The organism is Fulvimonas sp. R45 (genome assembly GCF_030504985.1).
Classification (GTDB): Bacteria; Pseudomonadota; Gammaproteobacteria; order Xanthomonadales; family Rhodanobacteraceae; genus Rhodanobacter_A.
Genome location: NZ_JASERU010000003.1, coordinates 186,984 through 206,181, shown reverse-complemented (window position 1 = coordinate 206,181; position 19,198 = coordinate 186,984). Strand labels below are relative to the sequence as shown.

The 19,198-nt window shown below is 66.1% G+C and carries 10 protein-coding genes; 7 read left to right on the top strand and 3 right to left on the bottom strand.

Annotated features, from left to right (window positions below):
- The 3 genes from QMK61_RS03985 to QMK61_RS03975 are packed head-to-tail and all read left to right on the top strand — an operon-like array spanning position 1 to position 2,779.
- Entirely contained in the window at positions 1 to 360 is a 360-nt protein-coding gene (locus QMK61_RS03985) for a cupin domain-containing protein (protein WP_302070575.1), read from the top strand.
- On the top strand, positions 357 to 1,517 hold the full coding sequence (gene proB / locus QMK61_RS03980) for a glutamate 5-kinase (RefSeq protein ID WP_302070574.1): 1,161 nt from the start codon (positions 357 to 359) through the stop codon (positions 1,515 to 1,517). The genes QMK61_RS03985 and proB overlap by 4 nt, the downstream gene beginning before the upstream one ends.
- A complete protein-coding gene (locus QMK61_RS03975) occupies positions 1,514 to 2,779 on the top strand; it encodes a glutamate-5-semialdehyde dehydrogenase (protein ID WP_302070573.1) in 1,266 nt (421 codons plus the stop codon). The genes proB and QMK61_RS03975 overlap by 4 nt, the downstream gene beginning before the upstream one ends.
- Before the next feature lie 75 nt (positions 2,780 to 2,854).
- On the opposite strand, the gene ggt is transcribed toward QMK61_RS03975, so the two are convergent.
- From ggt to QMK61_RS03960, 3 genes are all read right to left on the bottom strand, one after another.
- The gene (gene ggt, locus QMK61_RS03970; protein WP_302070572.1) at positions 2,855 to 4,678 is read right to left on the bottom strand and encodes a gamma-glutamyltransferase; all 1,824 of its coding nucleotides are present in this window, start codon (positions 4,676 to 4,678) and stop codon (positions 2,855 to 2,857) included.
- A 200-nt stretch (positions 4,679 to 4,878) separates the two neighbouring features.
- On the bottom strand, positions 4,879 to 6,471 hold the full coding sequence (locus QMK61_RS03965; protein WP_302070571.1) for a sulfotransferase: 1,593 nt from the start codon (positions 6,469 to 6,471) through the stop codon (positions 4,879 to 4,881).
- 106 nt (positions 6,472 to 6,577) lie between these two features.
- Positions 6,578 to 9,664 carry a TonB-dependent receptor gene (locus tag QMK61_RS03960; RefSeq protein ID WP_302070569.1) on the bottom strand — a complete coding sequence of 1,029 codons (3,087 nt, stop codon included), beginning with the start codon at positions 9,662 to 9,664 and terminating at the stop codon, positions 6,578 to 6,580.
- A gap of 565 nt (positions 9,665 to 10,229) precedes the next feature.
- Here QMK61_RS03960 and QMK61_RS03955 point away from each other — a divergent pair.
- The 4 genes from QMK61_RS03955 to QMK61_RS03940 all read left to right on the top strand — a co-directional run bounded on the left by QMK61_RS03955 (position 10,230) and on the right by QMK61_RS03940 (position 18,369).
- Positions 10,230 to 12,131 (top strand): M61 family peptidase, encoded by a 1,902-nt coding sequence (locus QMK61_RS03955; RefSeq protein ID WP_302070568.1) that lies wholly within the window; start codon positions 10,230 to 10,232, stop codon positions 12,129 to 12,131.
- 36 nt (positions 12,132 to 12,167) lie between these two features.
- On the top strand, positions 12,168 to 12,512 hold the full coding sequence (locus tag QMK61_RS03950) for a hypothetical protein (RefSeq protein ID WP_302070567.1): 345 nt from the start codon (positions 12,168 to 12,170) through the stop codon (positions 12,510 to 12,512).
- Positions 12,513 to 12,658: 146 nt separating this feature from the next.
- A complete protein-coding gene (locus tag QMK61_RS03945; RefSeq protein WP_302070566.1) occupies positions 12,659 to 16,246 on the top strand; it encodes a DUF6531 domain-containing protein in 3,588 nt (1,195 codons plus the stop codon).
- 83 nt (positions 16,247 to 16,329) lie between these two features.
- Complete coding sequence (locus tag QMK61_RS03940; protein ID WP_302070565.1) at positions 16,330 to 18,369, top strand: RHS repeat-associated core domain-containing protein; 2,040 nt, start codon at positions 16,330 to 16,332, stop codon at positions 18,367 to 18,369.
- The last annotated feature ends 829 nt before the right edge of the window (positions 18,370 to 19,198 follow it).

Genomic DNA, 19,198 nt, shown 5'->3' with positions numbered 1-19,198 from the left:
ATGGGCGCGGTCGGTACGGGGAACGCCGGGCACTACCGCTGGGGGCAGGATTGCGACGGCTGGCACCTGCTGGCCGGCGATGACCTCAGCGTGATCGAGGAACGCATGCCGCCCGGCACGGCGGAGCAACGCCACTACCACGTGCGCGCGCGGCAGTTCTTCTACGTGCTGGAAGGCGAGGCCGTGCTGGAGCTGGAAGGCACGCCGCATCGCCTGCGCCGCGGCGAGGGCCTGCACGTGCCGCCCGGCGCGGCGCACCAGATGCGCAACGACAGCGGCGCCGACGCGCGCTTCCTGGTGGTGTCATCGCCGAAGAGCCACGGCGACCGCGTCGCCGCGCCGCTGGATGTGGCTCCATGAACGCCGCATTGCCCGGGCAGGCGTTGCCGCGCTGGCGCCGCGCCGTGCTCAAGGTCGGCAGCAACCTGCTGGCGGCCGACGGCGGCGGGCTTACCGATCGCTACGCCGCGGCGCTGGCCGGCTTCGTGGCGGCCAGCCACGCCGCGGGGCGGCAGGTGGTGCTGGTATCGTCCGGCGCGGTGGCGGCGGGACGCGCGCTGCTGCGCGAGCACGCGCCGGCGGCGGGCGACCTTGCCGCGCGGCAGGCGCTGGCGGCGCTGGGCCAGGCGCCGATGATCGCGCTGTGGCAGTCGCTGTCCGCGCGGCCGGTGGCGCAGGTGCTGCTTACCCACGACGACCTGCGCAACCGCCGCCGCTACCTCAACGCGCGCGCCACGCTGCGCGGGCTGCTGGCGCTGGACGTGCTGCCGGTGGTGAACGAGAACGACACCGTCGCGGTGGATGAGCTGAAACTCGGCGACAACGACAACCTCGCCGCCATCGTCGCCGCGCTGGTCGATGCCGACCTGCTGCTGATCGCCTCGGACGTGGACGCGCTGTACGACGCCGATCCGCGCCGCAACCCGCGGGCCGCGCCGGTCACCCGCGTACCGGCGCTCACGCCCGACGTACTGGCGATGGCCGGCGGCAGCGGCAGCGCGGTCGGCACCGGCGGCATGCGTACCAAGCTGGAAGCCGCGGGCAAGGCCGCGGCGGCGGGCATTCCCACCGCACTGTTCGGCGGCCGCGACGAGGCCGTCGTGCGCGCGCTGGCGGAAGGCCGCCTGCACGGCACCCTGGTCGACGCTTCCGCCAGCCGCATGCAGGCGCGCAAGTACTGGTTGCGCCATGCGCCGGCTGCGGCGGGGCGCATCCGCGTGGACGCGGGCGCGGCGCGCGCGCTGGCCGGCGGCCGTGCCTCGCTGCTGCCGGGCGGCGTCGCCGACGCGCTGGGCGAGTTCCACCGGGGCGACCTGGTGGAGATCGTGGACGCCGACGGCAAGGCGGTGGCGCGCGGCCTCAGCCAGTACGCCGCCGGCGAGGTGCGCCGCCTGGCCGGCCGGCACAGCCGCGACATTGGGGCCGTGCTGGGCTACAGCTACGGCAGCGAGGTGGTCCATCGCGACGACCTGGTCACGCTGGCCGGCGCCGGAACCACGGGAGGCATCGAGGCATGAGCGACATCCGAACCCAGGCGCTGGCCTGCCGCGATGCGGTGCCGATGATTGCCGCGCTGGACAGTGCCGACAAGGGCGCCTTGCTGCGCGACATGGCGGCCGCGCTGGAAGCGCGCTGCGCCGACGTGCTTGCGGCGAACGCGCGCGATATGGAACAGGCCGCGGCGAAGGGCGTGCAGGGGGCCATGCTGGACCGCCTGCGACTGGACGAGGCGCGCGTGGCGGGTATCGCCAACGCCCTGCGCGAGGTGGCCGCGCTGCCTGATCCGGTCGGCCTGGTGACGCGGCGCGAGACACGTCCCAATGGCCTGGTGGTCGAGCGCGTGCGCATCCCGCTCGGCGTAGTGGCGATGATCTACGAGGCGCGTCCCAATGTCACCGCCGACGCCGCCGCGCTGTGCCTCAAGGCCGGCAACGCGGTGATCCTGCGCGGCGGCTCCGAGGCGATCCACTCCAACACCGCGATCGCCGCGGCCCTGCACGAGGCGCTGCGTGCGCACGGCCTGCCGGAAGCGGCCGTCACCCTGGTCGGGGACCTGCGCCGCGAGACCATGGTCGAGCTGCTGCAGCTGGCCGACATCGTGGACCTCGCCATCCCGCGCGGCGGCGAGGGGCTGATCCGCTTCGTCGCCGAGCACGCCCGCGTGCCGGTGATCAAGCACTACAAGGGCGTGTGCCACCTGTACGTGGACCGCGCCGCCGACCCGCGGCTGGCGCTGGACCTGCTGGTCGACGGCAAGACCTCGCGCCCCGGCGTGTGCAACGCGCTGGAGACGCTGCTGGTCCATCGCGACGTCGCCGATGCGTTCCTGTCGCAGGCGGCGCAGGCCTTGCGCCAACGCGGTGTCGAACTGCGCGGCGACGAAGCCAGCCGTGCGCGGGTGCCGGACATGCAGCCCGCCAGCGACGACGACTACGCCGCCGAGTTCCTCGACCTGATCCTCGCCGTGCGCGTGGTGGACGGCCTGGACGAGGCCATCGCGCATATCCGCCGCTACGGCTCCGACCACACCGAGGTGATCGCCACCCGCGACGAGGCCGCGGCACGGCGCTTCGTGCAGGCGATCCGCTCGGCGGTGGTGATGGTCAACGCCTCCTCGCGCTTCAGCGATGGTGGCGAACTGGGGCTGGGCGCGGAGATCGGCATCTCCACCACGCGACTGCACGCCTACGGGCCGATGGGGGCCGAAGCGCTCACCGTGGAACGCTTCGTGGTGCGCGGCGATGGCCAGGTGCGACACGCGGAGAGCCGTGGAAGGTAACGCAGGGCATGCGGAGGCGGGCGATGGGATGGGATGGCCGCCCCCGCATGCCCTGGTACCAAGGCAACCGGCGGTTCAGTAGCCCGCGGCGAGCCCGGCCGGGCGCCTGGGGTCGTTGGCGCCTTCCAGCAGGCCGGTCTTGGGATCGACCATGATCGCCTCGTCGGCGCCGATCGCATGGCGCGTCTTGAACGTGTAGCCCATCGCTTCCAGCGCCTTCCGGGTCTGTGACGTGACCAGCCCTGGTTCGACGTAGACCACGTCGGGATACCACTGGTGGTGCATGCGTGGCGCGTCGATGGCCTGCTGCAGGTTCATGCCGTAGTCGACCACGTTGACGATGCTCTCCATCGTGGTCGAGATGATGGTAGCGCTGCCGGGGCTGCCGGTGATCATGAACGGCTTGCCGTCGCGCAGCACGATGGTGGGCGTCATCGAGCTGAGCGGGCGCTTGCCCGGCTCGACCTGGTTGATCACGCCCTGCACCAGCCCGGCACCGTTGGCCTCGCCGGGCTTGCCGGTGAGGTCGTCCATCTCGTCGTTGAGGAAGAAGCCGGTGTCGCCGGCGATCTGGCGGATGCCGAACAGGTAGTTGATGGTGTAGGTCACCGCCACGGCGGTGCCGTCCTTGTCGATCACCGAATAGTGCGTGGTGTGGTTGCCCTCGGGCTGGCCCAGGCTGCCCCGGACCTCGGACGAGGGCGTGGCCTTGTCGGGCCGGATGGTGGCGCGCACCTTGGCCAGGTGCTCGGCCGACAGCAGCTTGTCGATCGGGTTGTGCACGAAGGCCGGGTCGCCGAGGTAGGTGTTGCGGTCGGCGAAGGCGCGGCGTTCCGCCTCGACCAGGTAGTGCAGGCTCTTGCCCGAGCCGTAGCCCCATTGGCCGAGCGGGTACGGCTCGACCAGCTTGAGGATCATGCACACGGTGACGCCGCCGGAGCTGGGCGGCGGCGCGGAGACGACGGTGTAGCCGCGGTAGTCGCACTGCACCGGCTTTTCCCATTGCACGGTGTAGTCGGCGAAGTCCTGCATCGAGAGGATGCCGTGGTTGGCCTGGCTCGCCGCGACCAGCTTGCGCGCGATCGGGCCCTTGTAGAACGCGTCGGTGCCACCTTCGGCGATCTGTTCCAGCGTGTGTGCCAGCTGCGCCTGTACCAGCCGCTGGCCAGCCACGTACGGCTTGCCGTGGTCGAGGAAGATCGCCGCCACGTTGGGATGCTTGGCGAAATCCTTCACGCTGCCGTCGAGGATATGCACATCGCCGGGCTCCAGCACGTAGCCTTCCTTCGCCAGCTTGATCGCCGGCGCGATGACCTGCTTGAGCGACATCGTGCCGTACTTCTTCAGCGCCTCGTTCAGCCCCATCACCGTGCCGGGCACGCCCACGCCGAGGTAGGTGTCGGTGCTGAGCCCGGGGACCAGGTTGCCCCTGGCGTCCTGGAACATCGTCGGCGTGGCCTTCAGCGGCGCCTTCTCGCGGAAGTTGAGGAAGAGGTTGCGGCCGTCCTTGAAGTGGATGGTCATGAAGCCGCCGCCGCCGATGTTGCCGCAGCAGGGATGCACGACGGCCTCGGCGTAGCCGACCGCCACCGCGGCGTCGATGGCGTTGCCGCCCTGCTTGAGGATGTCCAGCCCGACCAGGGTGGCCAGGTGCTGCGCACTCACCACCATGCCGTGCTTCGCGGTGACCGGCTTCGCCTTGGCCAGTGCCGCCTGGGTGGCGGCGGGCGCGCTGGCGATCGCGGGCGTCGTCGGCGCGGTCTCGCGGGCATGCAGCGGCAGGCAAGCGGCGGCGATCGCGATGGCCAGGACGTGCCGCCGCCATCCCGGTCGGGCGTGGCGCGCGTTCCCCGCGCGGTTCGGGCCGGCCTGCGCTTGCGGTGTGCTGCTGTGGGACATTCGTTCGACCTCCGCGCCGTGACGGGGCAGCATAGCCACATGCGCGGCGGCGGCTCCAATGAAAAGACGGTCACGTGGCATAACCGGTAGTTGTGGGCGTGCCGCTTCAGCCGGCCCGCTGGCAGGAGCGTGCGCATGGCCTGGCGCCGATCGGAACCAAAGCCTTCGCGGCAGGGGGCGCTCCCGCGAAGGCGCCGGGTTCAGCCCGCCGGCACGCCGGCGTCGCGCAGGCGCTGGCGCAGGCGGTCCAGCTTGTCGCCGTAGCGCGCGCTGCGTGCGGTGTCGCGGCGCATCGGCTGGCGCACCTGGGCTGCGCTGGGCGCGCTCAGCACCGCGCGCGAGGTCTGGTGGAACTCGAGGCAGGCGGGGTCGAACGGCAGGCCGCAGAAGTCCAGCAGGCGACGGATGGTCGGCTCCGGTTCGGCGGCGAGCGTCTCGTATTCGAGGTCGAGCACGTGGCCCGGATACCGTTCCAGCCAGAAGCGCGTCAGGCGCAGGAAGTCGATGCAGTAGTCGGCCATCTCGTCGAGGTCGCAGGTGAAGCCGCTCTGCTCGGTGAAGCACTGGCGGAAGCACGCCAGGCAGGTTTCCACCGGATCGCGCCGCACCACCAGCACGCGCGCCGCCGGCAGCATCGCCAGCGCCGCGCCGACCAGGTACCAGGTCACCAGGCTCTTGTCGGTGAAGCGTGGCCTGGTTGCACGCCAATGCGCGGTGCGTGCCAGGTATTCGCGACCCAGGCGCTGCCAGTCTTCCGCGGTGGCGTCCGGCGCCCACAGCGGGAACGCCGAGCGGCGGCGGCGCGTTTCAGCGTCGATCACCAGCGACATGTCCTTGATCTCGTTGGCGCCCTCGACCTGCGGATGCGAGGCTAGGATCTGCTCGACCAGGGTGGAGCCGGAACGCGGCATGCTGACGATCAGGATGGCTTCGCGGCCAAGCTCCGGGTCCAGCGGCGGCGGCATGTCGCTGGCGAAGATGCGCTGGATCGCCTCGACGCGCCGGTGCTCCCCCGCGGCGTCCCAGCGCACCCGCTGGCGCCGCGACGCATTGGCGCGCCGGAATGTCTCGAAGGCCTGCACGTAGTCGCCCTGGTCTTCCAGCGCCTTGGCCAGTGTGAAGTCGAGCAGTTCGCGATGGCGCGGCGACAGCCCGTCGTGCGCCAGCGCCTGCCGCAGGCTGGCCACGTCCTTGGCGTCGAAGCGCACGGTGTTGAGGTTGGACAGGCCGAACCAGCCCTCGGCGTTGCCGGGGTCGAGGCGCAACACTTCGCGGAAGCCCGCGACGGCACCGTCGACCTGGCCCAGGCTGGCCTGCGCCTTGGCCAGCGACAGCCGGGCCGGGAGGTGCGCGGGGGCGAGTTCGAGCGCGCGCTGCAGTGCCGCGACGGCTTCCGCGGTCCGCGCCTGCCGCCACAACGCCTCGCCGAGGTTGAACCAGACCGGGCCCGACGCGGGCGCCAGCTCGCAGGCGCGGTGCAACTGCGCCATGGCCTCGTCGACTTCGCCGCGCTCGTACAGGGCGATGCCCAGGCCGAGGCGCAGGTCGGCATCGGCGGGCCATGCCGGCAGCACCCGGCGGAAGCAATCGATGGCCCGGGCGTGGTCGCCGCGGCGCTGGGCCGCGACGCCGAGCATGCGGATGGCGTCCGCGGCGTCGGGCGCCAGCGCCAGCACCTGCACGATCGAGCGCTCGGCGGCGTCGAACTGCCGCTGCCGCCATTCCTCGCGCGCCTTCGCCAGCAGGCGCGCGGCCGCCGGCGGCAGGGGCGGGGACTCGGTCGGGAGTGTCATGTCGTCACGGTCATGCGGCCTCGATGCGGCAGGCTACACAAGTCGCAGGTGGGCCGCAAAAAAACGCCGGGCGGGGGCCCGGCGAGGGGAGAGTCCGCACGCTCGCTCAGAAGTCGTAGGCCACCGAGAAACGGACGCTGCGCGGGGCACGGGTGTCCTGGATCCGTCCGTAGTCGGGATTGGGGCTGCTGGTGGTGCCGTAGAAGTCGTTGTAGAAGACCGTGGTCTGTTCGTTGAGCACGTTGAACACCGCGAGGTTGAAGTCGAGCCTGTGCTGGGCCCACGCCGGCTTGTAGTCCAGGTTGAGGTCGACGTTGCGGATCCAGGGCGTATTGCCGAGCGAGCCCGGCGGCACCGGCTTGCCGCCGCACCAGTAGTAGGTGTGCGAGCCGTGCAGGGCCAGCTCGTCCGGGCCGTAGCCGCCGCGGCAGAGCTTCGGCGTGCCCGAGGTGATGTACAGGTTGGCGCCGACCGTCCATTCCGGGGTGAGCGCGTAGGCGCCAAAGACCTTGAACTGGTGCCGGCGGCTGTTGGGCAGCACGCCGCTCGACCATTCCATGCGCTCCGGGAAGTCCCACGCGGTGGTGAGCGACTCGTACGACCCGCCCTGCTGCGAATACGTGCTCACCGGGCCTTCGTCGTTGCCCCAGGTCTTGGAGAACACGTAGTCGAACTTGGCGAACCACTTGTCGTCCCAGGCATGTTCCAGCGACAGGTCCACCGAGTAGTAGCGCCGCTCCGGACCCTTGGTGAAGCCCTGGTCCTGGCGCGTGAAGGTCACCGGCACGAGCGAGCCGTCGGGGGCCTTCATCAGCAGCCTGTTGGTCGCGCCCGGGTTGACCAGGACCAGGCTCTGCGCGTACTGGTCGCAGTCCTGCGGCGTCATCCAGGCGTAGCCTTGCGCCCGTCCCGCCGCGCACTCGTTCTGGATGGCGTCGTAGTCGTCGATGATGCGGTTCATCCGCTGGTAGGTGCCGGTGGCGCCGAACACCCAGGTGGTGCCCAGCATCTGGAACTGCTGCTGCATGCCGAGCACGTAGTTGTCGGAGAACTCGGCCTTGATGTTCTGCGAGGCGGACACGCGCGGATCCTTCGCCTGGCCGTATTCGCTGTCGACCGACACGCCCGTCGACGGATTCTGGGGCAGGGGCGTGAAACCGATCGGCGCGCCGGTCGCCGGATCGACCCCGGTGTAGGTGCCGTACACGCCGGCGTTCACCACCGGCGCGGCGATGGACAGCGCCACGTTGTCCGGCAGCGCCAGGTAGTAGCGGCCGGCGTTGCCGAACACCTTCAGGCTGGAATCGCCGTGCACGTCCCAGCTGAAGCCCAGGCGCGGCGCCCACTGCGGCTTCGTCTCGCGGATGTACGGCACGCCCGACGCGTCGTAGTTGACGAACTGGTCGTTGCGGATGCCGAGGTTCAGCAGCAGGTTGGGCGTCACCTGCCAGTTGTCCATCAGGTACTGGGCGCGCTGGGTCACGCGCACGGTGGCGACGCTGAGGTCGACGTGCTGCTGCACGTAGTAGCAGTGGTTCTTGCCGTCGGAGCCCGGGTGGCACTGGGTCGACGGGGCGACGTAGGGCGGAACGTTGGGGTCGACGCCGAACACCGGCTTGTCCGGGTCGCTTTCACCGTAGATCCATTCGTAGCCAGGGCCGGTGTTCTGCGAGCCGTCGTTGAGGTCCCAGGAATTGATGTTGTCGATGCCGGCCTGGAGATCGTGGTCGCCCAGCTTGTAGTCGAGGCTGAGGCGGTAGTTGGTGATCGACTCCCGGTGGTCCGGATCCGCGATGGTCGAGTTGACCTGCGAGTTGCGGACGCCTCCCGGCGGCACGAACGCGGGATCCTGCATGGACGCGCTGGAGATGTGCGGCAGTTCGGGATCGAAGCCGGGATAACCCGGCTGGCTCGAATAGTACTTGCCGTGCATCTTCCCGAGCGTGGCGTTCAGGGTCAGGTTGTCGGTGAGGTAGGAGGTGTAGTTCGCCACCCACATCGTGAAGGCGGTCCGGTACAGCTGGTCGAGGCCCGCGAAGCCCCCGCGCTTCAGCGTGTCGTAGTCGAAGTCGTAGATGGTGCCCGACGTCTTGTGCGAATTCTTGAGCCCGGTCAGCGTCAGGACGTTGCTGTCGTTGATGTTCCAGTTCAGCTTGCCGTACACCTTCGGGTCGTGGACGGTCACCGATTCGGAAGTCGCGCCGCCGCCGAACTCCGAGGTCGTCCTGTAGTGGCTGTCGTCCTGCTCGGCGCTCAGGAAGAAGAACAGCTTGTCCTTGATCAGCGGGCCGCTGACGTAGGCGTCGTAGATCGTCTCGCTGGAGCTGTTGCCCTTGCGGTACACGGCCAGGTCGCCGGGGCGGTTGCCCTCGTCGGTTACGAGGGGGTTGGCATAGCGGTAATTGATCGGGTCGGCGCGCAGGCTCGCCGGCTGCCACAGCGCGCGGGCGCCGAAGTGCCACTCGTTGGAGCCGCTCTTGCCGATCTGGTTGATCACGCCGCCAATGGAGCGGCCATAGCGGGCGTCGTAGCCGCTGATGAAGGTCTGCTGCTGTTCGATGGCGCCGTAGGGCAGGCTGACGCCACCCTGGTTGTTGAGCGCCTCGGTGACGTTCATGCCGTCGACGTAGTACGCGTTCTCCGCCGTGGAGGCGCCGCCGAACACGTTGAGCGGGGTGCCGAGCGGGCCGGTGCCCAGCTCGGGCGAGCCCAGGTTGACGCCCGGCGCCAGCAGGGCGATGTCTTCGGCGGTGCGCGCCATGGGCAGCTGCTGCATCTGCCTGGCGGTGATCGTGGTGACCTGGTTGGTGGTGGTCACGTCGATCGGCGGAAGCGCGTTGGCGGTGACGCTGACCGAGGTGAGGTTCACCGCGTTCGCGCCGGCGCCGGTGAAGTCCACCGCCACCGCGCCGGCCGCCGCCGGGCTGACGCCGCTGCGGCTCTGCACGACCTTGCCGTCCTGCAGCAGCGACACCGTGTAGGTGCCGACCGGCAGGGTGATCGAGTACCTGCCGGACGCGCCCACCGCGAGGCTGCGGTTGAAGCCGGCGCTGTTGGTGATCTGCACGGTTTCGCCGGCCGCCACGGGAACCGTGCCGTAGATGGTGCCGTTGGTCGCCTGCGCCCAGACCGTGCCCGCGAAGCCCAGGGCGATCGAGCCGATGGCGAGGGGCAGCGCCTTGCGCCTCGGCATGTTGCCGGAACGCGACGCGCGCGGAGATTGGCCCTTCATATGGTGTGCACTCCCCACTCTGGTGGAACGTCGGATACAGCGTTTCCGGGGCCGCGGGCGGTCCCGTCGTCTTGTGTGTCGAGGCGCCCGCCCGGCAAGGTCCGGGGGCGACGGGTATGAGCCCGGCGATCGGGGGATCCCTGCAGGTCAACAGCGGTCGTCGTGCCCTTGCCGGCCAATGGATGAACCCGTGCAGATGGATGATCCGTGCGCCAGCCCGGCGGGACGCCGGGGCGGCAGACTGAATGCGGGGAACGGCCGGGCCGGAAGGCGGTGGCGCACGCGGCGCTGCCGTGCCAGGCATCTCCCGAAGCTGCCTGGCGCCCGGCGGCGACGCGCATCGAGCGGACACCCTCCATGCCCACAATGCGGATCGAGCGTAGTCCGCGGCAGGCGAAAGCCGCCAATGAAAAAACATGCGCCCGCCATAACTGCGGGTTATGCATGTCTTCCGGCGCTTGAAAACTTTTCAGCGACGCGGTCCATTCGTGTGATGCATATCCAGTCGAGCACTCCGGGGAAACGCATGAAACGATGGTCACTGCTGGTGGGCGCCGCCGCCCTTGCCGCATCCGCGCACGTCGCGGCGAAAGCGGATGCGCACGCCTCCGCCGCGCCCGTCGAGCTGACGGTGGCGCTGCCCGACCCGGCGCAGAAGATCCTGTACGTGCACGAGGTGATGCCGGTCGAACCGGGCGAGCTGACGCTCTACTACCCGAAGTACATCCCGGGCGACCATTCGCCCGACGGTCCCATCGGCACGATGATGGGACTGCAGGTCACGGCCGGCGGCAAGCGGATCGCATGGCGGCGCGACGCCGTGGACATGTTCACCTTCCACCTGGCGATCCCCGCGGGCGTCGACCGGATCGACATCCGCTTCGAATTCCCGGAAGCGGACCGCGTGACGCCGAACCTGATGGACCTCACCTGGGACCACGTGGCCCTGTACAAGGCCGGGCTGCCGACCAGGGCGCAGATGTTCCGGCCCGCGGTGGTCATCCCGGCGGACTGGAACTACGCCTCCGCGCTCGACACCGACCGGCGCGACGGCGGGCACATCAGCTTCAAGCCGGTGCCGTTCAACACGCTGGTCGATTCGCCGGTGATCGCCGGCCGCTATTTCCGGCAGGTCGACGTCACCCCGGCGGGCTCGCCGGTGCGTCGCACGCTCGACCTGGTCGGCGACGACGCGGCCACGATCGGCATTTCGCCGGCGCAGGTGGCCGGCTACCGCAACCTGGTCGTGCAGGCGCAGGCGCTGTTCCGCTCGCACCACTACACCGGCTACCACTTCCTGCTGACGCTGAGCGACCACACCTCGACCGGCGGCCTGGAGCACCACCAGTCCAGCGACGACCGCGCGCGCGGCGGTACAAAGATGTTCGCCGACCCGGAGCATTTCATGCTCGACGCCTCGCTGCTGCCGCACGAGTACACCCACTCGTGGAACGGGAAATTCATGCGCCCGGCCAGGCTGTGGCAGCCCGACTTCGAGCAGCCCGAACACACCGGGATGCTGTGGGCGTACGAAGGCCTCACGGTCTACCTGGGCGACATGCTCACGGCGCGCAGCGGGCTGTGGTCGGCGCAGGACTGGCGCGACGCGGTGGCCTACCGCGTGGCCGCGCTCACCCATCGCACCGGCCGCGCGTGGCGTCCGCTGTCGGATACCACCACCGCCGCGCAGCTGCTCTACGACGGGCCGATGGCCTGGTCGAACTGGCGCCGCACCACCGACTTCTACCGCGAGGGCCAGCTGCTGTGGCTGGCGGTGGACACGCAGATCCGCGCGCTGAGCCACGACCGGCGCTCGCTCGACGATTTCGCGCGGCGCTTCTTCGGCGTGGACGACGGCAGCTACGTCACCCGCACCTACACGACCGCCGACGTGGTCGCCGCGTTGAACGCGGTGCAGCCGTACGACTGGAACGCCTTCCTGCACGGCTGGCTAAACGGCGTGGGCGACGAGGTGCCGTTGCTGTCCGGCCTCGAGCGCAGCGGCTGGCGGCTGGTCTATACCGACCGGCCATCGCACTACCAGGACGCGGTCGAGCACGTGGGCAACGGCGAATTCAGCGCGTCGGGCGTGGACGAGATGTTCTCGGTGGGCCTGTTCATCCGGCACGACGGCCGCATCGGCGACGTGCTGTGGAACGGCCCCGCCTTCAAGGCCGGGCTCGCGCCGGGGATGAAGCTGCTCGCGGTCGATGGCCGTAAATACAGCGCGGACACCCTGCGCCAGGCAATCGTGCAGGCGCACCAGGACAAGCAGCCGCTGCAGGTCAGCGTGCAGGTGGACGGCCTCGCCCGGACGTACACGGTGCGCTACGACGGCGGGCTGAAATACCCGCACCTGGTGCGCGTGGCGGGCACGCCGGATTACCTCGGGGAGATCCTCGCGCCGAAGTCTGCGGCCGGTCATTGATACTGACCGACTCCAACGTTCGGCACGAGCGGCGGCTTGTCGGCGGTGCATCATCGTCACTGGCTGAGCGTCCCTTCGGGTATCGGCGATCGCGGGCTTGGTGCAAGCTACTGCGCTTCTGAAGATTATTCGAAATCTTTCGCGACAAATACGCCGCCCTCGCAGGTGCGACTTCAGTCGCGATGTCTTCCGATCTTTCGAGCGCCCAGCCGAAAGCATCATGGCTTGAGTCACTTCTATCTCGAAAGCCTTGGCATGCAACAAGGCGCGGACGAGATTTTGGACAGGCTCCAGGCGCCATCAGCGCTTCTCTATCTGACCGAGCCTGGCCTCAAGAAATTCATGCAAGTTTTATCGAATATGCAAGTTTTCTCGATCTAGAAATATATTGCGACATTTGTAGTCCTTGGCCTTCATCATTGGCATCAAAAAACCGATTGCCCGAGGGATATCAAAAGAACGATCCTCGACGAAAGGTGCCCATGTGCAACGCATGGGCATGATCCAGGCTGAAAGGGGCAAGGCTGATGCACGTGCGCAACAGATGGGTCGCAAAACTGCGGCCCGGCAGGAATACCGTTTCTTTTCAGGAATCCCGGCGCTCGCTTGCGACAACGATGGCACGTTCACGGCTTGGCCTCGCCACGATGGCCTTGTGCGCGGGCTGTGTGTTCTCTTCGGGGCTGCTGGCTGACGAGGCTATAAAAGACCTGCCATCAATACAGGTGTATGGATTTGTAGACGTAGGCGATGGTGGTGCCGCCTTCCGAGTGAACTGGGGCCCTTCTGGGCGCGTCGTCACTTATATCGGTGCTGTCGCTCCGGGGGGCGGTGGCTCTCTGCATACTCCGTCCAACAAGAAACCGACGGCAAAGAGCAACCAGGATCCGAACCCTTGTGCCGGCAAGGCGAAAAGCGACCCGATCATGATCGATACGGGGGCCAAGGTAGCAACGATCACGGATTTCGCGCTGCCTGGCGAAATGGGTTTGACGTTCGTGCGGTACTACAACTCCCGTTTCAGCTGTGATGGCAGTTCGTCGTGCCAGGCGAGCATGGGAATCTGGACGACCAACCTCGACTTCAGGTTGTATGTGCAGTGCACCGCCAGCATTACGACCAATGAGGCCATGGTGGCATCGCCCGATCAACTGCCCGGTGGCGGCATGCCCGTGCCTTGCGGTCCGGCCACCTTCGTCCGGCCGGATGGCTCCATGCTCTCCTTCGATTCGACCCAGAATTTCTTCGGAACCCAAGGCGAAACCGTTCCCATGCCCGGCCCTTTCAACGGCGACGGCACGGCCACATTGAGCAACAACGGTGACGGCACCTATGCCGTGCTCGACGAGGATTCGCATCGATTGACTTTCGACAGCAACGGGAATCTGCTATCGATCAAGGACGAGTCGGGCATCGGTTGGACGATCACGCATCCGGATGCCGACACCGCGGTGGTCACGCACACCAACGGGCAGTCGTTCAAACTGCAGCGAGTCAACGCCACCAGCACCTATGGCGCAGCCAAGGAGATCGATGTCACTGACCCTGCCGGCAATGTCTATGTCTACCATTCCACCACCGGATTCGGGAATGACTTTGCCCAACCGGTGAGCCAGATCGGTGTCATCGATGCTGTGACGCTGCCGGGGTCGCCCACGACGACCATCGGTTACCAGTATTTCCCTGACGACGCCGCAACGGTCACCTATGGCCAGCTCAAGGAGGTGGATTACAACGGCGCGGCCTACGACGTGACAGCCTACGACAGTGCCGGTCGCGCCAATATGACCAGCCTGGCAGACGGAAGCGAAAAGGTATCGATCGTCTACGGCTCTAACAGCACGGGCCCGATGGCGACACTGACCAATCCCCTGGGGCACGTGGACGTCTTCCAGTACAACAGCAACAACCTGCTGACCTCCATTTCGGGCGAACCAACCGCTGGGTGCGACGCGTTCTCCGCCAGCAACACCTACGACGCCAACGGCAACATGCTGTCGTCCACCGACAACAACGGCAACGTCACGAAGTATGCCTACGATGCCAATGGCTTGTTGCAGCAGAAGATCGAAGCGGAGGGTACCGGTGCACAGCGCATCACCGACTATGCCTGGGACCCGACCGCCGGTACCGACCGGTTGCTGAGCGAAACGGTCGAGGGGTACGCCAAGACCACCTACACCTATGACAGCCACAACCGCGTGGCTTCGGTAGCGGTAACCAATCTTTCCGGCCACGGCACAGCCAATCAGACGCTCACCACGACCTACACCTATGCGCTGTACGGCAACGGTCTGGTGCATACCCTCACCGTAGTGCCTCCATCGGGGAGCGGCGACAAGACCGTCTACACCTACGACAGCCTCGGACGCCTCAGTTCCAAGGCCAATGGCCTGGGCCAGACAACCACGTACGGCAACTACAACGGACTGGATAAACCCGGGAAAGTCGTTGGCCCGAACGGTGATGAAACCGACATCGCCTATGACGCCCGCGGACGCGTAGTCACCAAGACCACGCACCCCAATGGCGGCACCGCCACCTGGTCGTATACCTACGATGGCTTCGGCCTGGAGGCGACGTCGACGGAGCCGGACGGTGTCGTGACGGCCTGGAATCGCAATGCCGACATGCGCTTGACCAGCATCACCCATACGGACAAGGAAGGCACGTCCACCGAAACTTTCGGCTACGACGCCAATGGTGATGTGACCCGTCACGTCGTCGCGCGTGGCAGTGACACCGGTCTGTCCGAGAGCATGACCTATGATGGGCTGGGCCGCCTGGTCAAAAAGGACGGCGCGAATGGCCAGGCGCAAACCTACCATTACGATCTCAATGGCAACGTGACCTCGGTGACCAACGTACTGGGCCATACCGAGGCCTATCAGTACGATGCCCTCAACCGGGTCACGAAGATCACCGAATCCGGTGGTGCCACGTTGGGTGTGCCAACTCTCAGCGTCCCGTCAAGCAGCACCAACGGAAGCTATTCGGTGGCATGGAGCAGCATGAGTGGGGCAACCAGCTATACCCTGCAGGAGCAGGTGAACAGCGGCAGTTGGAACACGGTGTACACGGGCAGCGCGACGTCCAAGGCGTTTTCCGGCAAGGGCAATGGCAACTACGGTTATCGAGTGGAGGCCTGTAACGCAGCTGGCTGCGGGGCATGGAGTGCCGTGGCCAGCGCCACGGTATTGCTGCCTCCCCCTGAACCCGCCAGCCTGAGCATACCGGCCACCAGCAGCGGTTCGGTGGCGGTCAGTTGGGCGGGGTCCAGCACGGCGACCAGTTACACCTTGCAGCATGCGGATCAGGGTGTCACCGGTTGGAGCACCATCTACTCGGGCAGTGCCACCAGTTATACCCAGCACGAGACAACTACGGGAACTTGGATCTACCAAGTAGAGGCTTGCAACAGTAGCGGTTGCAGTATCTATCGCGTCAGCAGTGGCGGAGTGACCGTCACCATTCCGCCGGCCAGTGCCCCGAGCCTGAGCGTACCAGCGACCAACAGCTCCGGCAGTTATACGGTGAGCTGGGGCAGTGTGGGCGGAGCAACCAGCTATACCTTGCAGGAGCAGGTCAACGGCGGTGGCTGGAGCACAGCCTATAGCGGCAGCGCCACCAGCAAGGCATTTACCGGCAAGAGCCGCGGAACAAGCTATGGCTACCGCGTGGAGGCATGCAATGCTGGTGGATGTAGTCCCTGGAGCGCCACCCATACAGTGGTGTTGGTACCGGCGGCACCGAGCAGCATCTCGGTGCCGGCCCAGGCGCTTTACCCCGGCGGCACGACGATTTCCTGGGCAGCCGTCAGTGGGGCGACCAGCTACAACCTGCAAAGGACCTTCGTCGCGACGGGGGCAACGTCGACGATCTACACCGGCTCGGCGACAAGCCACGCCGACGTCACCATACCACCTGGCCAGTATGACTATGCCGTGGATGCCTGCAACGCCGCAGGGTGCTCGGGCTGGACACGAGGCGGGCCGCTGACGTCCATCCCCAATTGTCCCGAGAGTTCCGCGGCAGAAACAGCGGGTTCCATGGAGCCTCTCGCCATCAAGTGCCCCAACGCCTTGCCGGCAGCAATCAAGGCGAATACACCATGATGCGGCTGACCGTGGAGCGGGCAAGCAGGCAGGAGGCCTCTCGAAAGGGGGGCGAGGCGTGCAACGGTCTGGGGAAAGCGACGATGAACAGGGCAGTGTGCGGCGTGATGCGCGGGATGCGGGGTCTGGCAAAAGCAGTAGCCATGCTGTGCGCATGCGGGAGTACTGCCTTGCCAGCCATGGCATCGACCACGGTGACGACGGTCACCTACGACGCAGGTGACCACGTGACCCGCGTGACCGATCCGCGCGGCCTGGTAACCACCTACACCTACGACGGACTGGGCCAGTTGTGGCAACAGGTGAGCCCGGACACGGGCACCACCAGCTACGCCTACGACAGCGAGGGTCGTCGTACCTCGATGACCCGGGCAGGCGGCACGGTGACCACCTACGGCTACGATGGCCTGGGCCGGGTAACGAGCATCAGTGCCGGCGGCCAGATGCAGGGCTTCGCTTACGACAGCTGCCCGAACGGCCTCGGCCGGCTATGTACGGCAAGCGACGGCACGGGAACGACGGCGTACAGCTATACGCCGGAAGGCTGGGTAAGCGGACGCGGCTTCACCATCGGCAGCACCAGCTATACGCTGAGCTACAGCTACGATGCCGAAGGCCACGTGACGGCGGTGCTGTACCCGGACGACAACGAAGCCGCCTACAGCTACACTGATGGCGTGGTGTCGGGCGTCACGCTGACGGTGAACGGTACCCCTGTATCCGGGGCGAGTGCGATCACGTACCGCCCGGGCGACCGGATGATGTCGGGCTGGACCTCGAGCAACGGTCTGACGAATACCTTGAGTTACGACAGCGACGGTCGACTGACAAAGATCGCCGTGCCGGGCATCGAGAGCCTGGGTTTCAGCTACGACACGGCCAACCGCATCACGACCATCGCCAACGGCATCGACACCGGCCAGAGCGAGACGTTCGACTACGACGACCAGTCGCGCCTGACGGGGGTATATGGTGGGTCGGATTCGGAGCGCTACGGCTACGACGCGGACGGGAACCGGACGAGCCAGACGATCAACGGGACGAGCGCGACGTTCACCTATGGCGCCACAAACAACCGGCTGACGGGGATCAGCGGCGCGGTGACGATGGGCTACGGGTACGATGCTCAGGGCAACACCACGACGGAAAACAACGCCGCGACCTACGGCTACGACCCGTTCAACCGGCTGAGCAGCGCGGGTGGCGCCACGGACTATGTTGGCCCCGAGGGGCAGCGGTTACGCAAGATCAGTAGCGCAGGTACGACGTACTTCGCGCCGGATGCCGGCGGATCGCTGCTGGCGGAGGACGCCAACGGGGCGTGGGTGGACTACGTGTGGCTGAACGGCCGGCTGATCGGGCGGATCGCGGGGACGACGGTGGACGCGATCCACGACGACCAGACGGGGCGTCCGCAGGTGGTGACGGACGCGAGCGGGTCGGTGGTGTGGAAGGCGACGAACTACCCGTTCGAGCGGGTAGTGGCGCTGGACAGCATCGGCGGGCTCAACCTGGGCTTCCCGGGGCAGTATTACGATGCGGAGCGCGGGTTGTGGAACAACGGGTTCCGGGATTACAACGCGAGCCTGGGGCGGTATATCGAGTATGACCCGACCGGACTCAATGGGGGTGTTAATGGTTATGCCTACGTAAGGAACAATCCGCTGATGTACACCGATCTGTTGGGTTTATGTCCAGATCAAACAAAGTGTTCCGCTGCGCGTGCATTGCTAGCATCAGTGGGTGCGCAGCTTTCCTCCGAAGGTAAGGCTCTCACTTGGGGTGGCATAGGAGTGGTCGCTGCATCTGGCGTGGCCGGAATTTTCGCCCCGGAAGCTGCGCCGGTAGAAATTGATGCAGCTGCGGCTGGCGCTAGCATGGTTGAATTTGGCGGAACGGTATCTACTGTGGGTAGTGCACTGACAGGATATGCTGCCGCTGGATTTAAGGGGGCAGCAGAGGAGGCTGCTGTTAGTTTTGTCATAGGGAAAATTAATAAACTAGCCACTGGTCTGGGGGCTACGAAAGGCGTGAGTGAATCTACACTGGGTGGAGTTTCTGGCTTGCTTGATCAAGCATCGGACGGAATACTCGAGTTGGAGGCCGCATGCGATGAGAATTAGCCCGCTCGAGGAAAGGGTTCTGTTTTCTGCAATAGCGGTAGTTGCGCTATTCAGCCTTGTAAAAGGTTTGAGAACTGGGTGTGCTAGTACTTTCATTCCTGGCGAATTCAAGAGGACTGAAAATCCATTTGCTTATTGGACTGCAATTGCTATGTCCATCTTAGCATTGGTTTCATCTCTTTACGTTCTTGTTACTTCATTTTGAATGCAGCCTCATGCTTTGAGATATTCAGACGTATAGATCTTTTCTTGCTAACCCCAACGTTTCTCGCATCGTATATCATGGGGTGGTCGGTGACTCTCTTTATGCCGCGCTTGAATGTCATTCAAAGTGATGATGGTTATTCTAATTGAAATAATGGGGCGTGTTGGCCTTCGCTACGTTGAAGGGGGTGTGTTCTGAGCTTGGATTCAGAGTTTCTTGCAGGTCCGGCTGGATTGATAATATATTCTGGTCCTATAAAATTAGTCTCATCGTCGCAATAGGATGAGACTATTTCTTTAGAAGACCGTGCGGCCTTCAAGTTCCGTGGTATGAGATCCAAGTTGTATGAATAGGCAAGGAAGGTTGTCAGGAATAATTGTTCGCTTCTTGTATTCGGCTTGTAGCCTTTACTAGCGGCAGGGTCTAGCTATAGGCTGAAAGCTGGATCATGGTGAGATTTCTCGATTAGCGGTATCGCCCACTCGCTCACCTACAGCTACACCCGAGGCGTGGTGTCGGGGGTGTCGCTGACTACGGGTACGATGCTCAGGGCAACACCACAACGGAAAACAACACCGCGACCTACGGCTACGACCCGTTCAACCGGCTGAGCAGCGCGGGTGG